Raw genomic sequence first — 20,211 nt, 5'->3', positions numbered from 1 at the left:
CGGCGGCGGCGGAATCCGGGTTTCATTCCGTGTTGTTTTGGGAAGAATATTATTTTCGGGAGGGTATCTCACATGAAAAACTTTGGTACAAAAATCGGCGCGGCGGCTCTCGCCGTTCTTGTCTCCGGCGCGCTCGGCGCCTGTTCGGCCTCCGGCTCCGCTTCTTCCGCGGCGCCGGCTTCTTCCGCCGGGTCGTCCGGTTCTTCGGCAAAAGCGTCGAAATCGATCGGCATCATCGAATACGCCGTGAATCCGTCGCTTGACAACTGCCATACGGGCTTTATGAAGGGATTGGAGGAGTCCGGCTACAGGGAGGGCGAAAATCTGACCGTCGATTTTCAAAATTCACAGGCGGATCCCAACAATGCCAAGACCATCGCAAAGGCAATGGTGGCGAAAAAGTATGACATGGTGATGGGCATCGCGACTCCGGCGGCGATGGCTTTGTACGGAGCGGCGAAGTCGGCGGATATTCCGACCGTTTTTACTTCCGTCAACGACCCGGTCGCCTCCGGAATCGTAAAGTCTTTGGAAAAACCCGGCGTCAACTGCACCGGATCTTCCGACGTTCTGCCGCTGGAGGATCAGATCAAAATGATCCGCGCGTTTCTGCCGAACGCGAAGAAAATCGGCGTGCTGCACACGACCAGCGAACCGAATTCCACGGCCTGCCTGAAAAAATTCCAGAGCATCGCGCCGAAATACGGCTTTGAAGTGGTTGAAATCGGCGTAACGGGCTCCTCCGACGTAGAGCCGGCGGTCAAGACGCTGATTTCCAAAGGAGTCGACTGCATCAACAATTTTACGGACAACAACGTCGTCAACCATCTGCCCGGCTTGCTTCAGGCCGCAAATGAAGCAAAAATCCCGATTTTCGGTTCTGAAGTGGAACAGGTGAAGGACGGTTGCCTTGCCTCCGTCAGCATTGATTTCGTTGCCCTTGGAGAAGAAACCGGCAAGATGGCCGCAAAGGTATTGGACGGCACGGCGAACCCGGCGACGACTCCGGTCTACACGGTGGATTTCGGCAAACCGGTATATAACGATAAAGTGATGAAGCAGCTGGGAATTTCTCTTCCCAAAGACTATACCGGCGCGGAAAACGTTGCGCAGTAAAAACAATCGGGGGGGCTGATGGCATTGGATGTGTTTTTGGGACTACTGACCGGCGTGTTGCAGGAGGGCTTTGTCTACGGCATCATGGCGCTCGGAATTTATGTGACGTATCAGGTGCTGAATTTTCCGGACCTTTCGGTCGAGGGGACGTTCCCGCTCGGTTCCTGCGTGGCCGGCGTGATGATCGCCTCCGGACTGAATCCGTGGCTTGCCTGCATGGCGGCGTTTGCGTGCGGGGCGGCCGCGGGCGGCGTGACGGGTCTTCTGCATGTGAAACTGCACATCACCGACCTGCTTTCCGGAATTCTGGTCATGACGGCCTTGTGGAGCGTCAATCTTGCCGTTACTTCCGGCAGCGCGGTCACGCCGTTTTACAACCAGCCGACCATTTACACTTCCGGCCCGGCGGCGCTGATTTCGGATTCCCATAACAGCCTGCGGGCGCTTGTGGTCGCGTTTATTTCCTGCCTGTTCGTTAAGCTGTTGCTCGATGAATATTTAAAAACAAAATCCGGCCTTTTGCTGCGTGCCGCCGGGAACAATCCGCGGTATGTCGTTTCGCTTGGAAAGGACCCGGGCAATATGAAAATTCTGGGTCTGATGCTCGGCAACGGCCTTGCTGCGCTTTCCGGGTGCATTCTTTGCCAGCGGGAGGAGTCCGCCGATATCTACAGCGGGACCGGCATGATCGTTCTGGGCCTTGCGGCAGTCATTGTGGGGGTCAATATTTTTTCCGGCATCCGGTTTCTGCGTTCCACAACGGCAGTCATCCTGGGCGCGGTTCTGTACCGCGGCGTTCTGGTAGCCGCGCTGCAGATGGGCCTGCCGACCAACTACATGAAGCTGTTAATGGCGGTGCTGCTGACCGTCGTTCTGGTAGCCTACAAAACGGTGCCGACAGGAAGGAGGAAGAAACATGTTAGTCGAACGGAAGTCTGAACCGCTGCTGGAATTCCGGCAGATCGATAAAACCTTTCACAGCGGGACGGTCAGTGAACTGAAGCTGTTCGATCATTTTGACCTTTCGGTCCCTCAAGGCCGTTTCGTCTGTATCATCGGAAGCAACGGATCCGGAAAAACGACCCTTTTGAACCTCCTTTGCGGCGGGGAAACGCCGGACGCGGGCAACATTTTTCTCGGCGGCAGAGAGATTACCCGCGAGCCGGAGCATGTGCGTTCCCGGCGAATCGGCCGCGTGTTTCAGGACCCGTCGCTCGGCACCTGCCCGCAGCTGACGATTCTGGAAAATCTCTCCCTTGCCGACCGGAAGGGAAAACGCTACGGGCTTTCCCGCGGGGTCAGCCGGAAGAAGATCGACGAGTACCGTTCCAGATTGGAACTGCTGAAGCTGGGGCTGGAGGATCAGCTCGACCTGCCGGTCGCGAACCTTTCGGGCGGCCAGCGGCAGGCGCTGGCCCTTCTGATTTGCACGATGACGCCGATCGATTTGCTGATTCTCGACGAGCACACGGCTGCGCTCGACCCTTCTTCCAGTGAAAATGTGATGGAACTGACGCGGCGTTTTGTCAGGGAGAAGCGGCTGACGGCCCTGATGGTGACGCACAACCTCCGTTTTGCCCTGGCTTACGGCGACCGTCTTGTGATGATGCACCGCGGGAAAGCGGTTCTGGACGTCTGCGACGGGGAAAAGAATGCCCTGAAAATCCACGATCTGACCGAACGATTCAACGAGATCAGCGTTGAAGACGGGAATGACGTCTGATTGTGTCTTCTTGTGAAAATGTATTGAAAATTTTAATGATTTATTAAAATCTCTTGACAGCCGGCAGTTTCTACGCTATAATGCCAATTAAATTGAATCACGGAATGCGTTGATAGGGATCAAAGCATCTGCAACCGAGTTTCAGAGAGCCGTTGTTTGCTGCGAAACGGTGCCGGGCAGATGTATAACTCACCTTAGAGCAGTCTGCCGAACGGTTTTCATACCCAGTAGAGCGGAACGGTTTCTCCCCGTTACAGGAGAACTGCATTGATGGATGCAGGCCGAGTGGGCATTGGAAACAATGCCAACAAAGAGTGGTACCGCGACAGGATTTCACCGTCGTCTCTTTTTGAGACGACGGTGTTTTTTGTTTTCCCCGATTCTGCAAATCGTGATGAAATCATTTTGACGGATGGAGGCAATCGTATGACAGAATCCATGAGAAGAATCAAGATTTTTGACACAACCCTGCGCGACGGCGAGCAAAGCCCCGGGTGCAGCATGAATCTGGGGGAGAAGCTGGAAATGGCGGCACAGCTGGAAGAACTGGGAGCCGATGTGATCGAGGCCGGTTTCGCGGTCTCATCCCCGGAGGATTTTGAATCTGTTCGGCAGATTGCCGATGTTTTGCAGAAAACAACGGTGGCGAGTCTGGCACGCGCGACAAAATCGGATATCGACACCGCGTTTGACGCGGTTCAGAAAGCAAAAAAACCGCGCATCCACGTGTTTCTCGCAAGCTCCGACATTCATCTGCAGCACAAGCTGCACATGACGCGGGAGGAAATGCTGCGCCAGACCGGCGAAATGGTTCGTTACGCAAAAACTCTGGTGGAGGATATTGAGTTTTCCGCGGAGGACGCGAGCCGCACGGACTGGGAATTCCTTGTGAAGGTTTACGAAACGGCGATTGCGAACGGCGCAAATGTCATCAATGTACCGGATACGGTGGGATATGTGACGCCGCAGGAAATGTACGATCTGATCGCGTATTTGAAAGAGAATGTAAAGGGCATTGAAAAGGCGGAAATTTCCGTCCACTGCCACGACGACCTCGGCATGGCGGTCGCGAATTCACTTGCCGCCGTGCGGGCGGGGGCAACTCAGGTGGAATGCACGGTGAACGGCATCGGCGAACGTGCCGGGAACGCCTCTCTGGAGGAAATCGTAATGGCTCTGAGAACCCGGCAATCCTATTATCAGGCGGCGGCCGGCGTGGATACGACAAAAATTTATAAAACCTGTAAAAAGCTCTCTGCGATTACCGGCGTGCCGATCGGGCCGACCAAGGCGATTGTGGGCGCGAACGCGTTTGCGCACGAGGCGGGAATCCACCAGCACGGCGTGCTGAACGATCGCCTGACGTATGAAATCATGACGCCGGAAAGCATTGGAATTTCCCATAATACGATGGTTCTCGGCAAGCACTCCGGGCGTCACGCGTTTGAAGAAAAACTGAAGTCACTCGGCTATGCACTTTCTTCGGAGGCCCTGTCGGAGGCTTTTTCAGCTTTCAAGAAGCTGGCCGACCTGAAGAAAAACGTTACTGACCTTGATTTGGAGGCGCTGCTCTCCGGCGCGGCGAAGATGAAAATCGAGGAAATTTATACACTGGAATCCTATGTGGTCAACACAAGCTCCGTGAACTCCGCTTCCGCTATGGTAAAATTGGGGGTCGTGGAATCGGGGCAAAAGAAAATCGTGGAAGGGACCGGAATCGGGGCCGGTCCGGTCAACGCGGCCCTTTCCGCAATCGACGCGGTGACGGGGAAGGATTACACATTGGAGAATTTTTCAATTCAGGCGGTGACGGAAGGCGACGACGCGCTCGGCGAAGTTGTTGTCCGGCTGAAAAATTCGGCGGGGACGATTGTCAGCGGCAGAGGACTCAATGTCGATATCATCGGCGCCAGCCTCGCGGCGTATGTCAACGCGTTAAACCGTATGGAATCACGGATGGATTAAGGAGGAACACAGCATGGCAATGACAATGACGCAGAAAATCCTGGCGGACCATGCGGGTCTGCCTGAAGTTCGGGCGGGCCAGTTGATCCGCGCGAAGCTTGATCTGGTCCTCGGCAACGATATTACCACGCCCGTCGCAATCAATGAATTTGAAAAGCACGGGTTAAGCGGTGTGTTCAACCGTGATAAAATCGCGATTGTTCTGGATCATTTCACACCGAATAAAGACATCAAAGCCGCGGAGCAGTCCAAACAGTGCCGCGAATTTGCCAAGTGCAACGGAATCACGCATTTCTATGATGTGGGCCAGATGGGAATTGAGCACGCGCTGCTGCCGGAGCAGGGCCTTGTCGCGGCGGGGGAAGCCGTCATCGGCGCGGATTCCCACACCTGCACCTATGGGGCGCTCGGCGCGTTTTCCACCGGAGTCGGTTCCACCGATATGGCGGCGGGCATGGCGACGGGGGAGTGCTGGTTTAAGGTCCCTTCCGCGATCCGCGTGCGTTTGACCGGGCAACCGAAAAAATGGATCGGCGGAAAAGATGTGGTCTTAACGCTGATCGGGATGATCGGCGTGGATGGGGCAAGATATCAATCGCTGGAGTTTACGGGAGACGGCGTTGCGGCCCTCTCGATGGACGACCGCTTTGCCATTGCGAATATGGCGATTGAAGCAGGGGCAAAAAACGGGATTTTTCCGGTGGACGAAGCGACAATCGCGTACATGAAGGGCCGCGTGAATCGGGAATATCAAGTTTACGAAGCCGACGCGGACGCTCCATACGAAAAAACGGTGGAAATTGACCTTTCAGAGCTTCGCCCCGTCGTGGCGTGCCCGCACCTGCCGTCCAATACGAAACCCGCGGATGAAGTGAACGATATCGCTATTGATCAGGTGGTCATCGGTTCCTGCACCAACGGCAGGCTGAGCGACCTCGCAACCGCCGCAGAGATCATCAAAGGAAGAAAGGTTGCGGAAAATGTCCGGGTGATCGTCATTCCGGCGACACAGCACATTTACCGGGAAGCGATGCGCCTTGGCTACCTCTATACCTTTATTGAGGCGGGCTGCGCCGTTTCCACGCCCACCTGCGGGCCATGCCTTGGGGGGCATATGGGAATCATGGCGGCGGGCGAGCGCACCGTGGCAACGACAAACCGGAACTTTGTCGGGCGTATGGGGGACCCAAGCTCAGAAATTTATCTTGCGGGTCCGGCCGTGGCGGCGGCTTCCGCCATTCTCGGCAGGATCGCATCACCGGAAGAAATCGAACAAGGGGGAAACTGAAAATGCAGGCAAACGGAACGGTCTTTGTTTACGGGGACAATGTTGATACGGACGTCATTATTCCCGCCCGGTATCTGAACAGCTCCGACCCGAAGCATCTGGCTTCACACTGCATGGAGGACATCGACGCGGCATTTGCGCAAAAGGTGCGGCCGGGCGACATCATTGTCGGCGGCAGCAACTTCGGCTGCGGCTCTTCCCGCGAACACGCGCCGCTCGCCATTAAATCCTGCGGGGTATCCTGTGTCATCGCAAAAAGTTTTGCGCGCATTTTTTACCGCAACTCCATCAACATCGGCCTTGCGATTCTGGAATGCCCGCAGGCCGCCGAAAACATCCGGCAGAGGGATGAAATTTCCATCGATTTCGACAGCGGCGTCATTACAAATAAAACAAGGGAAGAAACCTATCAGGCGGAGCCGTTTCCGGAATTTATCCGTGAGATTATCAATGCGGACGGGCTTTTAAACTCGTTGAGCAAATGCTAAACGAATACGCGGGGTGACGATTATGGAAAAAATGATTGTACTGTTCAAAGGGGACGGCATCGGACCTGAGATCGTGGACGGCGCCGTAACGGTGCTGAAACGCGTGGAACAAAAATTCGGACATCGGTTTCGCTTTGAACCGGCGTTAATCGGCGGCGCTTCCATCGATGACTGCGGCAAGCCGCTGACCGAAGACACCGTTGCGGTTTGCAAACAGGCCGACGCGGTTCTGCTCGGCGCGGTCGGAGGACCGAAATGGGACTCGATTCCGGTGGAAGACCGCCCGGAACGCGGCCTTCTGGGTATCCGAAGCGCGCTGGGCCTTTTCGCAAACCTGAGGCCCGCCTATTTGTATCAGGAGCTGGCCGCGGCCTGCCCGCTGCGGGAAGAACGCGTAAACGGCGGAATTGATCTGATGATGGTTCGGGAACTGACCGGAGGGATCTATTTTGGCAAGCGGGGAACAGTAACGAAGGAAAACGGAAAAAAGTCTGCGTTTGACCGAATGGAATACAGTGAGGAAGAGATTGAACGGATCGGCGTCATTGCGTTCCGGCAGGCGATGACACGCCGGAAAAAGCTGGTCAGCGTGGATAAGGCCAATGTACTGGACACCTCCCGCCTGTGGCGGAGCGTGATGCACCGTCTGAGCGAGAGGTTCCCGGAGGTGGAGTACCGCGACCAGCTGGTGGACAGTGCCGCGATGCAGCTGGTCTCCGATCCGGGACAGTTCGACGTCATCGTCACGGAAAATATGTTCGGCGACATTCTTTCCGACGAGGCGAGCATGGCGGCCGGTTCCATCGGAATGCTGCCCTCCGCGTCGCTGGGGGACGGGACGCGCGGACTCTATGAGCCGATTCACGGTTCCGCGCCGGATATCGCGGGCAGGGACGCCGCGAATCCGCTGGCGACGATTCTTTCCGCCGCAATGATGCTCAGAATCTCGTTTGGTATGGAGGAGGAAGCGCGGGCGGTGGAAGCCGCCGTTCAGTCGGCTTTGACAAGCGGGTACCGCACAAAGGACATCGCCGCGCAGGGAGAAACCGTGACGGGGTGCCGGAAAATGGCGGAAATCGTTGCAAACGCCATTTAGAATAGAATGATAAAAACGGGCAGATAAGAACCGGGACGGCCGCTTGAGACCGTCCCTTTTTCATGCTCGGAATAAAATTTGATCAGAATCATAAAAAAGCTTGACATTGTTTCGTTCCTTGCATATAATAATAACAGCAAATAACATATTATTATAGTATGAATACTATGAAATAAAACCAACAACGAAAAAGGAGCGCTAAAATGATGAAAATAGCAAAGAATCTGACGGAACTGATCGGCAATACCCCGATGCTGGAACTGTCCAATTTTGAGAAAGAAAAAGGCGCGCAGGCAACCATTGCGGCGAAGCTGGAATCCTTTAATCCGCTTTCCAGCGTAAAGGACCGCGTCGGTTATGCGCTGATTCGGGATGCGGAAGAAAAGGGTCTGATCAATCGGGACACCACGCTGATTGAGCCGACCAGCGGGAATACCGGCGTAGGTCTTGCGTTTGTGGCGGCGGCGAAAGGCTATCGACTGATTCTGACCATGCCGGACACCATGAGTCTGGAGCGCCGGCGCCTGGTTGCGGCGCTGGGAGCCGAGCTTGTCCTGACGGAGGGCGCGAAGGGAATGAAAGGCGCGATTGAAAAAGCCAGCGAGCTGCACGCCCAAATCCCGAATTCATTGATTCCGGGTCAGTTTATCAACCAGGCGAATCCGGAGATGCACCGTAAAACCACCGGAGAAGAAATTTGGCGCGATACCGACGGCAAAGTGGACTTCTTTGTCGCGGGCATCGGCACCGGCGGAACGGTTTCCGGTACGGGACGCGCGCTGAAAGAACACAATCCGAATGTGAAGGTGGTTGGCGTGGAGCCCGCGGGGTCTCCTGTGATTTCTCAGGGAAAAGCGGGCCCGCACCGGATTCAGGGAATCGGCGCCGGTTTTATACCGGAAACGCTCGACGTCAAGATTCTGGACGAAGTGATCACGGTGACGAATGAAGACGCGTTCGAAACGACCGCCCATCTGGCGAAAAGCGAGGGGCTTTTGGTCGGGATTTCTTCCGGCGCGGCGGTTTTCGCGGCTCTCCGGCTTGCGAAGAGGCCCGAAAATAAAGGAAAGCTGATTGTTGCGCTCTTGCCGGACACCGGCGAGCGGTATCTTTCAACTGGCGTGTTCGACTGAAAACAGAATCTTTCGTGAAAAAACGGGAGCGGGCGGTTGTCCGGCCCCGTTTTTTTTGCTATGATACTGATATACTAAATCTGGGAGGTGGATTTATTTGCAGATTTCCGTCATCGGCTGCGGCCGCTGGGGAAGCTTTTTGGCATGGTATCTGAATGGAATCGGGCATCAGATTACATTATATGGAAGGGAAAGCTCCCGGAAGTTTACGGAGCTTCGAAAAACCGGAACGAACGGGCTTGTTACTCTGGATGAGAAAATGAACCTGACTTCCGACCTTGGCGCGGCCTTGAAATCTCAAATTCTTGTCATATCAATCGGCGCGCAGTCGTTTCGTTCCCTGATGGAACAGCTCTCTTCCCGCGATCTTGCCGGAAAAACCGTAGTGCTTTGCATGAAAGGATTGGAGGCGGGGACAGGGAAGCGGCTGACGCAGATTTTTGAGGAATACCGTCCGGATACGCCGGTTGCCGTTTGGGTCGGGCCGGGCCATGTGCAGGACTTTACACGCGGAATTCCAAACTGTATGGTCATCGACAGCCGCTCCATGCAGGTGAAAAAGGAGCTGGTGAATGCGTTTTCCAGCGACCTGATCCGTTTTTACTATGGGGACGACCTCATCGGCAACGAGATTGGCGCGGCTTCTAAAAACGTCATCGGCATTGCCGCCGGGATGCTGGACGGACTGAACAAAACCGCATTAAAGGGGGCGCTGATGTCGCGCGGGACAAGAGAAATCGCCCGGTTGATCCGAAAAATGGGCGGCAATGAAATTACGGCCTACGGCCTTGCTCATCTTGGGGATTACGAAGCGACTGTTTTTTCGCCCTACAGCCACAACCGCCGGTTCGGCGAAGCGTTTGTGCGCGGCGAAGACTACGGCGAACTTGCGGAAGGAGTCGCGACTACAAAGGCGATGCTGACGCTCGGGCGGCAATATCAGGCGGAGCTGCCCATCAGCGACGCGGTGAACCGCGTGATCAATCAGGGAGAAGAACCGAACCGCGTTCTTTCCGACCTGTTTCTGCGAAGCATCAAAATGGAATTTTAGTTGACAAATTTAGTATAGAATCTTAGAATAGGAAAAAGAAGCCCGTATGTTGTAAAAAAGGAGTTATTTTAATGAGTGAAGAAAACTGCAGTCATGACTGTTCCTCCTGCGGGGAATCGTGCTCTTCTCGCACGGAACCTCAGGATTTTTTGGCGAAGCCGAACCCGCAGAGTAAAATAGACCGGGTCATCGGCGTTGTCAGCGGCAAGGGCGGCGTGGGAAAAAGCCTGGTTACCTCCCTGCTGGCCGTTCAGCTCAACCGCCGCGGGTATCATACCGGCGTGCTGGACGCTGACGTGACAGGCCCTTCGATTCCGAAGGTGTTTGGGATTCATCAGCATGCGATGGGGAACGAGAATGGAATTGTTCCGGTCAAAACCCGCACGGGAATCGACGTTATTTCCGTCAACCTGCTGCTGGAGGATGAGAACGCTCCCGTTGTGTGGCGCGGGCCGATTATTGCGAATGTGGTCAAGCAGTTCTGGACGGATGTTGTCTGGAAGGATGTAAATTATCTGTTTGTCGACATGCCTCCGGGAACCGGCGACGTACCGCTGACGGTCTTTCAGTCTATTCCTTTGGATGGGATAGTCATTGTCACTTCGCCGCAGGAGCTTGTTTCCATGATTGTTTCCAAGGCGGTTTCCATGGCCAAAATGATGAATATTCCAATTCTTGGGATTGTTGAAAACATGAGCTATGTCAAATGCCCGGACTGCGGCAAAGAGATTACTGTTTTCGGAGAAAGCCATTTGGAACAGACGGCGCAGAAATTCGGCTTGAAAGTTCTTGGCAGATGTCCTTTGGACCCGAAGGTTTCCGCTGAGTGCGATGCCGGGAATGCGGAGGACATTGAAGTTCCGTGGCTTTCTGACGCGGCCGACGAGGTGGAGCGCCTGACAAAAGGCTGATTTCACACGGAACAGGACAACCAAAACCAATAAACCCGCCTTTGCATTGATATAATCCCCTTTGGGGCAGATACTTGGAATAACAACAAGATTTCAAGACTGCGCTAAGGGGATTTTACTATGACAAGAGACGGGCTTATTTGTTTGGAAGTTGAAGCAGGACAGATAAGCGGCGGGGCACAGAAAGAAATTCCCTGCGTTTTACAGAGTGAATTGAGATTTGTGCATAGAAGACAATTTTTATGTTTCATATTTGTTGATCATTTTCTTTCCATTTTGATTTAAATTGAATCATAAGAATTATTTTTAAAAGAATTGGTTTGAAAAAGCTAAAAAATGTTTGAAAAACAAAAAAATATCGAAAAATATAATTTATTTTCTTTTTTGTATAATAATTATTATGTCATACAATTAAAATAGAAGCAAGAAATGGAGGGAATGAAGTGAACCGGGAAGAACGCAAAAAAGAGTATCTGAAGTGTTTTATAAAAACGTTTTCAGAGAATGGAATTGACAGAACACCTGTAAAAAAATTGGCCGGCGAGGCGAAAATGAATGAAGCTTCCATTTATCAATATTTTAAAAACAAAGATGAAATTGTTGTCGAATGCGTCAGATTATATCTGGAAGGAGAGCTTGAGCGGCTTTTGCAGGTTCTGTCCGATCCGGAAGAGGATTTTGAATCCAGGGTCAGAAGTTTTCTCAATCTCAGTTATGAAACTGCAGATGAAGCCAAGTTCATCATACAGGTCTTGACCAGCCCTACTTACAGCGTCATGTGTTCTCCGATTGTCCACGACTTCAGCAAACGCATCCTTTCCACATCATCGCATGCAGATGCGGAAGACGAAGATGATTCAGCGGCAAAGGAGTCCGCCGTTCAGCTTCTGTTGTTAAGCATTATGATCGGCGACCGCGTACTCGGTGAAAGCAGCTTGCTTCGTGTGCAGGTTGAATGCCTCCTGCATTTGCTAGATCATGACGGCGGTATGGGAACAGGCGTCCTTCAGGACAGATCATTTTCTCAGCGGAATTCGGCATGACTCATGAATGGCACATTTTTTCTTTCTGTGAAAAGAGGACCGGCTGAAAAGCCGGTCCTCTTTTCGTTCGCCCCTCCGTAGGGAGGGGGCTATTTTTCGGTTTTGGGGAATAACTGTTCCCCGTCGCTGTCGATGATCAACTCGGTCTGGGGGGGCAAGGCGGAGGAGAGAATCATCTTGGCAATCAGCGTTTCGACATTGCTCTGAATCAGCCGCTTGAGCGGCCTTGCACCGTAAACAGGATCATAGCCGCGGTTTACGACAAATTCCCTTGCGGCGGGAGTGAGGCGTACGCTGAGTTGTTTGCCGCTCAGACGCTTTTGAAGCGCCGCGATCTGCAGGTCTACAATTTTGTCTATTTCTTTCCGCGTCAGAGGGCGGTAGAAGACGATTTCATCCAGCCGGTTCAAAAATTCCGGACGGAACTGACGCCTCAGCAATGCGGTGACCTGGCTTCTGGCTTCCTCGCTGATCTGTCCTTCCTGATTGATCCCTTCCAGAATCCGGTCCGAACCGAGATTTGAGGTCAGAATCAGAATGGTGTTTTTAAAATCGACGGTGCGTCCCTGCGAGTCGGTGATCCGCCCGTCGTCCAGAACCTGCAGCAGGATGTTGAAGACGTCCGGGTGGGCTTTTTCCACTTCGTCAAACAGAACCACGGAATACGGGTGCCGGCGGACGGCCTCCGTCAGCTGGCCGCCTTCCTCGTATCCGACATAACCGGGAGGGGCGCCGATCAGGCGGGATACGGAGAATTTTTCCATATATTCCGTCATGTCGATTCGAACCATGTTCTTTTCGTCGTCGAATAGTGCCTGTGCCAGCGCCTTAGCCAGCTCCGTTTTGCCGACTCCGGTGGGGCCTAGGAACAAAAACGAGCCGATCGGTCTGTTTGGATCCTGAATTCCCGCCCGCGACCGAAGAATGGAATCCGTCACCTTTTGGACCGCTTCGTCCTGACCGACAACGCGCTGATGAAGAATATCTCCGAGCCGCAGCAGCTTTTCCCGCTCGCTTTCCACCAGGCGGGACACCGGGATTCCGGTCCAGCGCCCGACAATCCGCGCGATTTCGTCTTCCGTGACGCGGTCATGCAGAAGAGAATCGGAATTCTGAGTTTTCTCCGCGACCGCTTCCTCCGCTTTTAACTGCTTTTCGAGCTCCGGAAGTTTTCCGTACTTTAGTTCCGCCGCTTTGTTCAGGTCGTAATTCCGTTCCGCTTTCTCAATTTCCGCGTTAACCTGCTCGATCTGCTCGCGGAGTCCGCGCACTTTGCTGATCGCCTGCTTTTCATTTTCCCACTTCGCTTTCATTTCTTTAAAGCGGGCGCGTTCATCCGCCAGTTCTTTTTGAATTTGTGCCAGATGTTCTTTGGAAAGCGGATCCGAGTCCTTCTTTAAAGCAGCCTCTTCGATTTCTCTCTGCATAATCCTGCGGGAAATATCGTCCAGCTCGGTCGGCATCGAGTCGATTTCCGTGCGGACCATCGCGCAGGCTTCGTCAATCAGATCGATGGCCTTATCGGGCAGAAAACGGTCCGAAATATAGCGGTTGCTCAGTACCGCCGCAGCGATCAGCGCCTGATCCTGAATTTTCACGCCGTGAAAAACCTCATAGCGTTCCTTCAGTCCGCGAAGAATCGAGATCGTATCCTCCACGCTCGGCTCCTCAACCATGACGGGCTGGAACCGGCGTTCCAGAGCCGCGTCCTTCTCAATGTACTGATGATATTCGTTCAGCGTGGTCGCGCCGATACAGTGCAGCTCTCCGCGGGCGAGCATCGGCTTGAGCAGATTTCCGGCGTCCATGCTCCCTTCCGTTTTGCCGGCGCCCACAATCGTGTGCAGCTCATCAATAAAGAGAATGATTTTTCCTTCGCTCTTTTTGACTTCGTTCAGAACGGCCTTCAAACGCTCCTCAAACTCGCCGCGGAATTTGGCGCCCGCGATGAGCGCGCCCATATCGAGGGAAAACACTTTGCGGTCCTTAATACTGTTCGGGACGTCTCCGCGTACAATGCGCTGCGCCAAACCTTCTGCAATCGCGGTTTTGCCGACTCCGGGTTCGCCGATCAGGACGGGGTTGTTTTTTGTCTTGCGGGAAAGAATCAGAATTACGTTGCGAATTTCATCGTCACGGCCGATGACGGGATCCAGCTTGTGGTTCTTTGCAAGGGATACCAGGTCCTGTGCGTACTTCGCCAGAGCGTCATAGGTTTCCTCCGGATTGTCGCTGGTGACGCGCGTGCTTCCCCTTACCGTGGAAAGCGCAGCGAGAAAAGAATTGCGGTTGATCCCATAACGATCGAACAACTTGCGGATTTCCGGATCCGGGCGGTCAATCAGAGCGAGCATGACATGTTCCACAGAAACATATTCGTCTTTCATCCGCTCCGCAAGGCGTTCAGACTCGGTCAAAGCGGCGTCCGTACCGGAGGAAACATAAATTTTCCCGGGTTCCCGGCCGGGACCCGTCACGCCGGGCAGATGGTTCACCAGCTCCTGAGCATCACGGATAAGGGCCTCCGAGTCAATGCTCATTTTCTTGATCAGTTGAGGAATCAGTCCGTTTTGCTGGGTCAGCAGGGACAGCAGCAGGTGTTCCTGCCCGACCTGCATATTGCTGTTTTCAATCGCAATATTCTGAGCCTGCTGAATCGCTTCCAGTGATTTTTGAGTAAACTTCTGAGTATCCATCAATCCCAAACCCCCTTTTGTCTGTCTGAAACTTATTTTTATATGATTATGTTTTTCTTAATGTGATTTTGATATTCCCATTCCAGTTTTACCTGCGTTTTGATGGGAGAATCGGAACCGGCGCAGTAATGCTTCAATTCCCGGTCAAATTCCAAAATATAGTCGCAGATTGCTTCCGATGTTTTTTCCGCCGTTCGGTCCTGTTCGGAAGCGGGGGCGACTAAAGTTCTGGTAAAGCGGCCGGGTCCGATCCCATACGGGACATGGTCGCCGGGGAAATGCGCTCCAAGCCACCGCTGCTCCATTTTGCCCCGGAAAGTGAAAAATTCGGTCAGAAGATCTTCCAACACGGCACTTTTTGTACGCAAGGTGACCCGCAGCTCTCCAATGGCCTTCGAATTCTCCCGAAAAAGCTCCAGCGCGTAACGAACGGTCGGATGATAACGGTATTTCAGGGAACTGCGGATGGTCAGCATGGTCTCACTTTGACGGGAACGCACCTGAAAATTTTCCGCGGCTGAAAAATATTGTTCCATACAGCTGAAGATATTTCCGATTCTTTCTTCCGGAGTGGCACAGGAAAGGTAGTCCGCAAGGATTCGGTTAATCATTCCGCTTCGGCTGATTCCCCGTTCGCACGCAAGGCGGTCCACCGCGTCCACCAATTCTTCCAGCAGCACAATACTGTAGACATTGCGATCCATTCCCACACCTCGTTTCTTTTTAAATTATAATCATCTAAAAATAATTTGTCAAACAATTTATATAAATAGTCTTGCAAATTATAGCGTGATAGGTGATTTGTTTCGGAAAAACGCGTTTTAATGAAAAAACAGAAAATAAATTCCCCCGGCAAAGAAGCCGGGGGCAGGAAGGGATTGCTTCAAATTGTTTTCCGTCAGTCGTTCTTCTTGTAACCGGTGGACAGATCGACGATATTGATCAAGGTTTTGTTATCAAAATAGCGGGACAGGTTTGTACAGATAATTTCAAAAACCCGTTCGAAGTTTTCGCGGGCGTCCCATCTGCCTGAGATGTGCGGGGTAATGATGGTGTTCGGCGCGTCCCAGATCGGATGCTCCGCCGGCAGGGGCTCCGGGTCCGTAACATCGAGTGCGGCTCCATAAAGCTTTCCTGCATAAAGGGCTTTGCTGAGAGCATCGGTATCGACTGCGGTTCCCCGACCGACATTGACAAGAACGGCGTCGGGTTTCATCAGGCCGATCTTTTCTTTGCCGAACAAATGCTGTGTTTCGCCGGTTGACGGCAGGCTGAGGGTGACGACATCCGCGCGGGGAAGAAGCTCGTCCAGCCGGTCGGCGGTATACAGCTCGTCCAGATAATCGGGCTTTTCACCCGGTGTGCGTTTTACGCCGATCACTTTGCCGCCCAGCGCTTTGTACCGTTTTGCGAATTCGCTGCCGATGTTTCCAAGGCCGACGACAAGGGCGGTGGTACCGAGGACATGCCTCGATTTTCCGCTGCTTTTCCATTGATGCTGCCGCTGATTGTCACGGTAATGGGGGAAATCCATAAGAAGACTGAGCACCGAACAAATCATGTATTCCGACATGGATTTTCCGTAGGCGCCTGTGGCATTGGTAAGGGTGACTCCGTCGGGCAGGACGCCGGGCTTGGTATACAGATCCGCTCCTGCGCTGAGAAGCTGCAGCCATTCAAGGTTAGAAGCATATTTCAGTATGGACCGGCGCGGCATTCCAATCAGAATATTAACCTTTGCAATCAAGTCCTGATTGATCTCGTTGTTATCTTGAAAAATCAGTTCGGCATCGGGCGCAATTCCCCGCAGTTTTGCCCGGCGAATTTCATCCGCCTTAAAGCCTTCGGGAAAATCAAACAGGATTGTTTTTTTGTCCATGGTATCCATACTCCTATCTACAATTTTATTCCATTATATCACAGGCTTTTCCAAAACAAAACGGTTGTTTCCCTGAGCATTCGTTTCGCTTATGTCCGGTTCAACAGGGCGATCATCAGGTTTAAATAGCCGGCAAAAACGACCCAAAGCAAATAGGGCAGCTGCAGAAGCGCTGCGGATTTATTAATTTTCCAAAACGTCACGACCATGCCGATGATCAGGCCAAGAAGCAGAAGAAGCCAGAAAAAGGAAAACCAGTAGGCTCTCAGGGAAAAGAAAAAAATAGTCCAGAAAAAGTTGACGACAAGCTGAGCCGCATAGAAAATCAGCGCGTTTCTTCTGCCGGGGGAATCCGATTGATAAATCATGGCTGAGCTGATCCCCATCAGCACATAAAGAACGGTCCACACGATGGGAAATACTGCTGAGGGCGGCGTCAAAGACGGCTTTTTCAGTGCCTCAAACGCAGTCATCCCGTTTCTGGTCAGAAAACCGGCTAGTGCGCCAACCCCGACAGCAAACAGGATCGAGATCAGATGAACTTTTAATTTTTTCCAGGAAATAATCATAATGCAATCACCTCGGAGTAATATATACTTCTGGAGAACAAATATAATGACACGTCCGAGAGCGAGAAAGGCGATTTATAAAATGGGGGAAAAGAAGGTACGCATCGTTTTTTGTTCTTTGTTCCAGGATGCCGGGGAAGCGACTCGCGCGCTGGAGCTGGCGCGGGGACTTAGGCGGCAGTGCCCGCCGGGGTTAAGCCCGGAAATCATCTTTCTAAGCCACGGCGGACGCTTTGACGAAGCCTTCGCCGAAGCCGGTTTTTCCGTCACACCTGCAAAGCCCGCATTGCCGGGAGTCGGATTCCGGCAGGATTTGAAGACTTCGGCGCTTGAATTTGTGGGGGATGCGGGTCTGGCCGCCGAACTGCTTCGCGGGGAATATGAAGCAATGTTGGAGATTCGGCCGGATTTCGTGATTCACGGATTCTGGCCGGTTGCAGGAATGGCGGCAAAGCTGACCGGTACTCCGGAAATATGTTATCTTCCGGTTCCGTTTGAACCGAAAGCGTTTTCTACATGGTTGCTTCAAGATCTTCCGGATTTCGTGGGGCCGCTGACTCTGCTCCCCAAAACGGTCCGGATGAAAATTATGGCGGCTATTCCCAAATCCCTGAAATTGAAAATACCGCTTCTGCGTCAGAAGAATCTGATCCGGGCGTTTGAACTGGCGGGAGGGAAAGAAAACCGACCTGAGAATCTCTTCGATATGCTCAAGTCGGATTTTACGATCATCAACGATTTTTCGGTTTTTTATGAAGGAAAACCACTTCCGGAAAATTTTGCCGTGACGGGACCGCTGTATCCGAAAGGGACCCGGGATGCGGAGATTGATCCGGAAATACAAAGGCGGTTGAAACCGGATTCCGGAAAGCTGAAAATTTTCTGTACGCTTGGTTCTTCCGGAGGCAAAGATTTTTTACTTGAGGCGATCCGCGCATTAAAGAGGATGGAAAACTGTACCTCCGTGGTCCTGTGCCCGCCTTCCGTATGCCCTTTTCAGGAAGCGAAAAACGTTGCGGGCGGCAGCCCGGACCTGTACCTGACGGACGCGTTTGTTCCGGCTCTGAAGGTGAATAAAATGGCGGATGTGGTTCTGAGCCACGGGGGACAGGGGACGCTTCAGACGGCGGTTGCAAGCGGTACTCCGGTTGTGGGGTTTGCGGTACAGCCGGAGCAGCAGATCAATCTGGAGCATATTGTTTCATTCGGGGCGGCCGTCAGGCTTCCGTCCCGGCGCTGGAAGGCCGACGCAATCTGCGGTGCGCTGAAAACGGTCGGCACGGACCCTCATTACCGTTCCAAGATGCAAATTTTACAGAAGCTGCTGACCGAAATAGATGGAGAGACGGAAGCCGCGAAAGCAATCTGGAATTTTTGTAGTTCGCAGCGGTAAAGGGTCCTGCGGACCCGTTGGACTCAGCATGTTATTCGTCGTCCCTGGTTAGATTTTCCGCGTAGTCACGCAGGCTTTCTATGGAATTGATGCTTTGGGCCCGCTGGCTGATTGATTCGCGGACGAAATTCGGAAGGGAACGAAAATACCGGTCGGCTTCCGGGTCCTGGCGTATCAGACCGTACAAATCTTCGTAATGCTGCATGAAAATCCCTCCTTTCTCTTCTGCTTTAGTATGAACCGATTTTTTGAAATTAGAAGGCGCATTTGTTAATATCTCCAAAAAATCGGGTTAGATTTTTTTCCATTTATTGCCGAATGCTGTCGTTTAATCTACATTGTGGAAATATCAAACCTAAAAAACTGTTATAATTACTTTAGCTATAAAAGATTTTAGGATGTTGAGATCATGCGAATAAATGTGAATGAATTTCTGATTTCTTTATCCAGAACGCTGGACTTCGCGGAGAAAGGGGTTCTTCGGAATAACTATAATCATGGAATGAGGGTAGCATATATCGCCGGCAGAATCGCGCTTTCGCTTTCCATGCCGGATGAGAATCTGTTTGATTTGATTTCATTTTCCCTGCTTCATGACAACGGGGTTATGAAGGCTTTGCTTGATTCGCCGTCCCGCGAAAAATTCAATACGGAGACAAACCCCGCGCATTGCGTGGAGGGCGAAAAGAATATCGCCGCGTTTCCTTTTCTGAACCGGGAAAAGAACGTGATTCTGTATCATCATGAGCATTATGACGGAAGCGGTTTTTTCGGCATCTCAGGAAGAGACATTCCCCTCTATTCCCGCGTGATTTCGCTCGCGGACCGTGTGGCGATCCGGTATGCGTACGGATATACTTCGGACACAATCATTGCTCAGATCAATCGGGAAGCGCGCATTTTTGACCCTGTCGTCCGCGAGGCGTTTCTGGAGATGAGCAGATACATGGAGTTCTGGCTTGGAATGGACGATATGTTTGTTCAAAGCTCTCTGGTATCCATGCTGCCAAAGGTTTCCCGTGAACTTGATTTTCAGAAGATCAGAACGATTTCACAGATTTTCAGTAACATCATCGATGCCAAATCCCCGTTTACCGGTTCTCATTCCCGCGGAATCAGCGAAAAGGTCGGGATGATTTGCCAGTACTATGAGTTTGACGATACCACCTACTGGAAAATGAGGATTGCGGCCGACCTGCACGACCTTGGAAAACTGGCGGTACCGAATGAGATTCTGGATAAACCGGGAAAGCTGGACGTAAAAGAATTCCGTGTGATCCAGTCGCATCCTTATTACACCAGAAAAGTCCTTGAGATGATCAATGGGTTTGAAGATATTACGGAATGGGCATCCAATCACCACGAGAAGCTGAACGGGACGGGGTATCCGTATGGATTCGGAGAAGACCGGCTGGATTTTAATTCAAGAATTCTTGCCTGTGTGGATATTTATCAGGCCCTGACGGAAGACAGACCCTACCGACGAGGATTATCGCACGAGGACGCTATCCGTATTATGGAGGATATGGCGGGAAATCATTTGATTGAATCGGCAGTGGTGGAGGATATCAATTCAATTTTCTGAAAAACTCAAAAAAGCCGTCCTTTCCAGCCTCAGGAAAGGACGGTTCTCGTTTTTATAGCTCAAATTCGCCCGGGTCGTGTTTCTTTAGCGGCGGAGGCGCATAAGGCGCGCGAAGAAGAGGATCATATCGGAACGCGCGGCATGATCCGGGGTTTTCATCCTCGCCGGGCTGGCGGCAGTCGCAGTTCTCCGCCGGTCCTGGGCCGTGGACGCAGTAGCTGCAGTCCGGCTGAATGTCGTTTCCAAACAGCGGTTTCTTTTTTCGTCCGAACATC

At 52.5% G+C, this 20,211-nt stretch carries 19 protein-coding genes and 1 other annotated feature; of the genes, 13 read left to right on the top strand and 6 right to left on the bottom strand.

All coding sequences use genetic code 11. The annotated features are described in order from the left end of the window. Window positions 1-72: 72 nt before the first annotated feature. The 11 genes from CAFE_RS06690 to CAFE_RS06640 all read left to right on the top strand — a co-directional run bounded on the left by CAFE_RS06690 (window position 73) and on the right by CAFE_RS06640 (window position 11,814). The gene (locus CAFE_RS06690) at window positions 73-1,116 is read left to right on the top strand and encodes an ABC transporter substrate-binding protein (RefSeq protein ID WP_156990162.1); all 1,044 of its coding nucleotides are present in this window, start codon (window positions 73-75) and stop codon (window positions 1,114-1,116) included. Window positions 1,117-1,134: 18 nt separating this feature from the next. Continuing rightward, a complete protein-coding gene (locus CAFE_RS06685) occupies window positions 1,135-2,055 on the top strand; it encodes an ABC transporter permease (RefSeq protein WP_066647896.1) in 921 nt (306 codons plus the stop codon). Beyond that, window positions 2,033-2,839, top strand: coding sequence for an ABC transporter ATP-binding protein (locus tag CAFE_RS06680; RefSeq protein ID WP_461949999.1), 807 nt, complete (start codon window positions 2,033-2,035; stop codon window positions 2,837-2,839). The genes CAFE_RS06685 and CAFE_RS06680 overlap by 23 nt, the downstream gene beginning before the upstream one ends. Before the next feature lie 100 nt (window positions 2,840-2,939). Further along, window positions 2,940-3,189: a binding site (T-box leader), on the top strand. A gap of 76 nt (window positions 3,190-3,265) precedes the next feature. Continuing rightward, entirely contained in the window at window positions 3,266-4,804 is a 1,539-nt protein-coding gene (locus CAFE_RS06675; RefSeq protein ID WP_276529264.1) for a 2-isopropylmalate synthase, read from the top strand. Between the two features lie 13 nt (window positions 4,805-4,817). Next, the gene (leuC, locus tag CAFE_RS06670) at window positions 4,818-6,092 is read left to right on the top strand and encodes a 3-isopropylmalate dehydratase large subunit (protein WP_156990161.1); all 1,275 of its coding nucleotides are present in this window, start codon (window positions 4,818-4,820) and stop codon (window positions 6,090-6,092) included. Window positions 6,093-6,094: 2 nt separating this feature from the next. Beyond that, window positions 6,095-6,580, top strand: coding sequence for a 3-isopropylmalate dehydratase small subunit (leuD, locus tag CAFE_RS06665; protein ID WP_156990160.1), 486 nt, complete (start codon window positions 6,095-6,097; stop codon window positions 6,578-6,580). Between the two features lie 22 nt (window positions 6,581-6,602). Further along, complete coding sequence (leuB, locus tag CAFE_RS06660) at window positions 6,603-7,676, top strand: 3-isopropylmalate dehydrogenase (protein ID WP_156990159.1); 1,074 nt, start codon at window positions 6,603-6,605, stop codon at window positions 7,674-7,676. A gap of 203 nt (window positions 7,677-7,879) precedes the next feature. Next, window positions 7,880-8,809 (top strand): cysteine synthase A, encoded by a 930-nt coding sequence (gene cysK, locus CAFE_RS06655; RefSeq protein WP_066647886.1) that lies wholly within the window; start codon window positions 7,880-7,882, stop codon window positions 8,807-8,809. A 97-nt stretch (window positions 8,810-8,906) separates the two neighbouring features. Next, a complete protein-coding gene (locus CAFE_RS06650) occupies window positions 8,907-9,860 on the top strand; it encodes an NAD(P)H-dependent glycerol-3-phosphate dehydrogenase (RefSeq protein WP_066647883.1) in 954 nt (317 codons plus the stop codon). Window positions 9,861-9,931: 71 nt separating this feature from the next. Beyond that, window positions 9,932-10,771, top strand: coding sequence for an Mrp/NBP35 family ATP-binding protein (locus CAFE_RS06645; RefSeq protein ID WP_066647880.1), 840 nt, complete (start codon window positions 9,932-9,934; stop codon window positions 10,769-10,771). A 443-nt stretch (window positions 10,772-11,214) separates the two neighbouring features. Beyond that, window positions 11,215-11,814: a TetR/AcrR family transcriptional regulator gene (locus tag CAFE_RS06640; protein ID WP_066647878.1), complete on the top strand. Its 600-nt coding sequence runs from the start codon at window positions 11,215-11,217 to the stop codon at window positions 11,812-11,814. A gap of 89 nt (window positions 11,815-11,903) precedes the next feature. Here the strand turns inward: CAFE_RS06640 and clpB are convergent, their stop codons facing one another. From clpB to CAFE_RS06620, 4 genes are all read right to left on the bottom strand, one after another. Then, on the bottom strand, window positions 11,904-14,510 hold the full coding sequence (gene clpB, locus CAFE_RS06635; RefSeq protein WP_156990169.1) for an ATP-dependent chaperone ClpB: 2,607 nt from the start codon (window positions 14,508-14,510) through the stop codon (window positions 11,904-11,906). 38 nt (window positions 14,511-14,548) lie between these two features. Further along, a complete protein-coding gene (locus tag CAFE_RS06630; protein WP_066647872.1) occupies window positions 14,549-15,214 on the bottom strand; it encodes a ribbon-helix-helix domain-containing protein in 666 nt (221 codons plus the stop codon). A 194-nt stretch (window positions 15,215-15,408) separates the two neighbouring features. Next, the gene (locus CAFE_RS06625) at window positions 15,409-16,389 is read right to left on the bottom strand and encodes a D-2-hydroxyacid dehydrogenase (protein ID WP_066647868.1); all 981 of its coding nucleotides are present in this window, start codon (window positions 16,387-16,389) and stop codon (window positions 15,409-15,411) included. Between the two features lie 89 nt (window positions 16,390-16,478). Then, complete coding sequence (locus CAFE_RS06620; protein WP_066647865.1) at window positions 16,479-16,958, bottom strand: TspO/MBR family protein; 480 nt, start codon at window positions 16,956-16,958, stop codon at window positions 16,479-16,481. Between the two features lie 46 nt (window positions 16,959-17,004). Between CAFE_RS06620 and CAFE_RS06615 the strand changes: the two genes are divergently transcribed. Beyond that, window positions 17,005-18,351: a glycosyltransferase gene (locus tag CAFE_RS06615; RefSeq protein ID WP_083210183.1), complete on the top strand. Its 1,347-nt coding sequence runs from the start codon at window positions 17,005-17,007 to the stop codon at window positions 18,349-18,351. Window positions 18,352-18,382: 31 nt separating this feature from the next. Here the strand turns inward: CAFE_RS06615 and CAFE_RS19660 are convergent, their stop codons facing one another. Beyond that, entirely contained in the window at window positions 18,383-18,556 is a 174-nt protein-coding gene (locus CAFE_RS19660) for a hypothetical protein (protein WP_166525081.1), read from the bottom strand. Window positions 18,557-18,760: 204 nt separating this feature from the next. Between CAFE_RS19660 and CAFE_RS06610 the strand changes: the two genes are divergently transcribed. Further along, on the top strand, window positions 18,761-19,936 hold the full coding sequence (locus tag CAFE_RS06610) for an HD domain-containing phosphohydrolase (RefSeq protein WP_066647862.1): 1,176 nt from the start codon (window positions 18,761-18,763) through the stop codon (window positions 19,934-19,936). Between the two features lie 52 nt (window positions 19,937-19,988). Here the strand turns inward: CAFE_RS06610 and CAFE_RS06605 are convergent, their stop codons facing one another. Further along, on the bottom strand, window positions 19,989-20,210 hold the full coding sequence (locus CAFE_RS06605; protein ID WP_066647860.1) for a hypothetical protein: 222 nt from the start codon (window positions 20,208-20,210) through the stop codon (window positions 19,989-19,991). Between the last annotated feature and the right edge of the window lies 1 nt (window position 20,211).

It is taken from the genome of Caproicibacter fermentans, from assembly GCF_009746625.1.
GTDB lineage: Bacteria > Bacillota > Clostridia > Oscillospirales > Acutalibacteraceae > Caproicibacter > Caproicibacter fermentans.
The sequence above is the reverse complement of the archived record's forward strand: the minus strand, read 5'-3'. Positions and strand labels throughout refer to the sequence as shown.

Excerpts from the sequence above, each read along its gene's own strand:
- CAFE_RS06690 (WP_156990162.1), top strand. The coding sequence starts at position 73 with ATGAAAAACTTTGGTACAAAAATCGGCGCGGCGGCTCTCGCCGTTCTT.
- CAFE_RS06685 (WP_066647896.1), top strand. The coding sequence starts at position 1,135 with ATGGCATTGGATGTGTTTTTGGGACTACTGACCGGCGTGTTGCAGGAG.
- CAFE_RS06680 (WP_461949999.1), top strand. The coding sequence starts at position 2,033 with ATGTTAGTCGAACGGAAGTCTGAACCGCTGCTGGAATTCCGGCAGATC.
- CAFE_RS06675 (WP_276529264.1), top strand. The coding sequence starts at position 3,266 with ATGACAGAATCCATGAGAAGAATCAAGATTTTTGACACAACCCTGCGC.
- leuC (WP_156990161.1), top strand. The coding sequence starts at position 4,818 with ATGGCAATGACAATGACGCAGAAAATCCTGGCGGACCATGCGGGTCTG.
- leuD (WP_156990160.1), top strand. The coding sequence starts at position 6,095 with ATGCAGGCAAACGGAACGGTCTTTGTTTACGGGGACAATGTTGATACG.
- leuB (WP_156990159.1), top strand. The coding sequence starts at position 6,603 with ATGGAAAAAATGATTGTACTGTTCAAAGGGGACGGCATCGGACCTGAG.
- cysK (WP_066647886.1), top strand. The coding sequence starts at position 7,880 with ATGATGAAAATAGCAAAGAATCTGACGGAACTGATCGGCAATACCCCG.
- CAFE_RS06645 (WP_066647880.1), top strand. The coding sequence starts at position 9,932 with ATGAGTGAAGAAAACTGCAGTCATGACTGTTCCTCCTGCGGGGAATCG.
- clpB (WP_156990169.1), bottom strand. The coding sequence starts at position 14,510 with ATGGATACTCAGAAGTTTACTCAAAAATCACTGGAAGCGATTCAGCAG.
- CAFE_RS06630 (WP_066647872.1), bottom strand. The coding sequence starts at position 15,214 with ATGGATCGCAATGTCTACAGTATTGTGCTGCTGGAAGAATTGGTGGAC.
- CAFE_RS06625 (WP_066647868.1), bottom strand. The coding sequence starts at position 16,389 with ATGGACAAAAAAACAATCCTGTTTGATTTTCCCGAAGGCTTTAAGGCG.
- CAFE_RS06620 (WP_066647865.1), bottom strand. The coding sequence starts at position 16,958 with ATGATTATTTCCTGGAAAAAATTAAAAGTTCATCTGATCTCGATCCTG.
- CAFE_RS06615 (WP_083210183.1), top strand. The coding sequence starts at position 17,005 with ATGACACGTCCGAGAGCGAGAAAGGCGATTTATAAAATGGGGGAAAAG.
- CAFE_RS19660 (WP_166525081.1), bottom strand. The coding sequence starts at position 18,556 with ATGCAGCATTACGAAGATTTGTACGGTCTGATACGCCAGGACCCGGAA.
- CAFE_RS06610 (WP_066647862.1), top strand. The coding sequence starts at position 18,761 with ATGCGAATAAATGTGAATGAATTTCTGATTTCTTTATCCAGAACGCTG.
- CAFE_RS06605 (WP_066647860.1), bottom strand. The coding sequence starts at position 20,210 with ATGTTCGGACGAAAAAAGAAACCGCTGTTTGGAAACGACATTCAGCCG.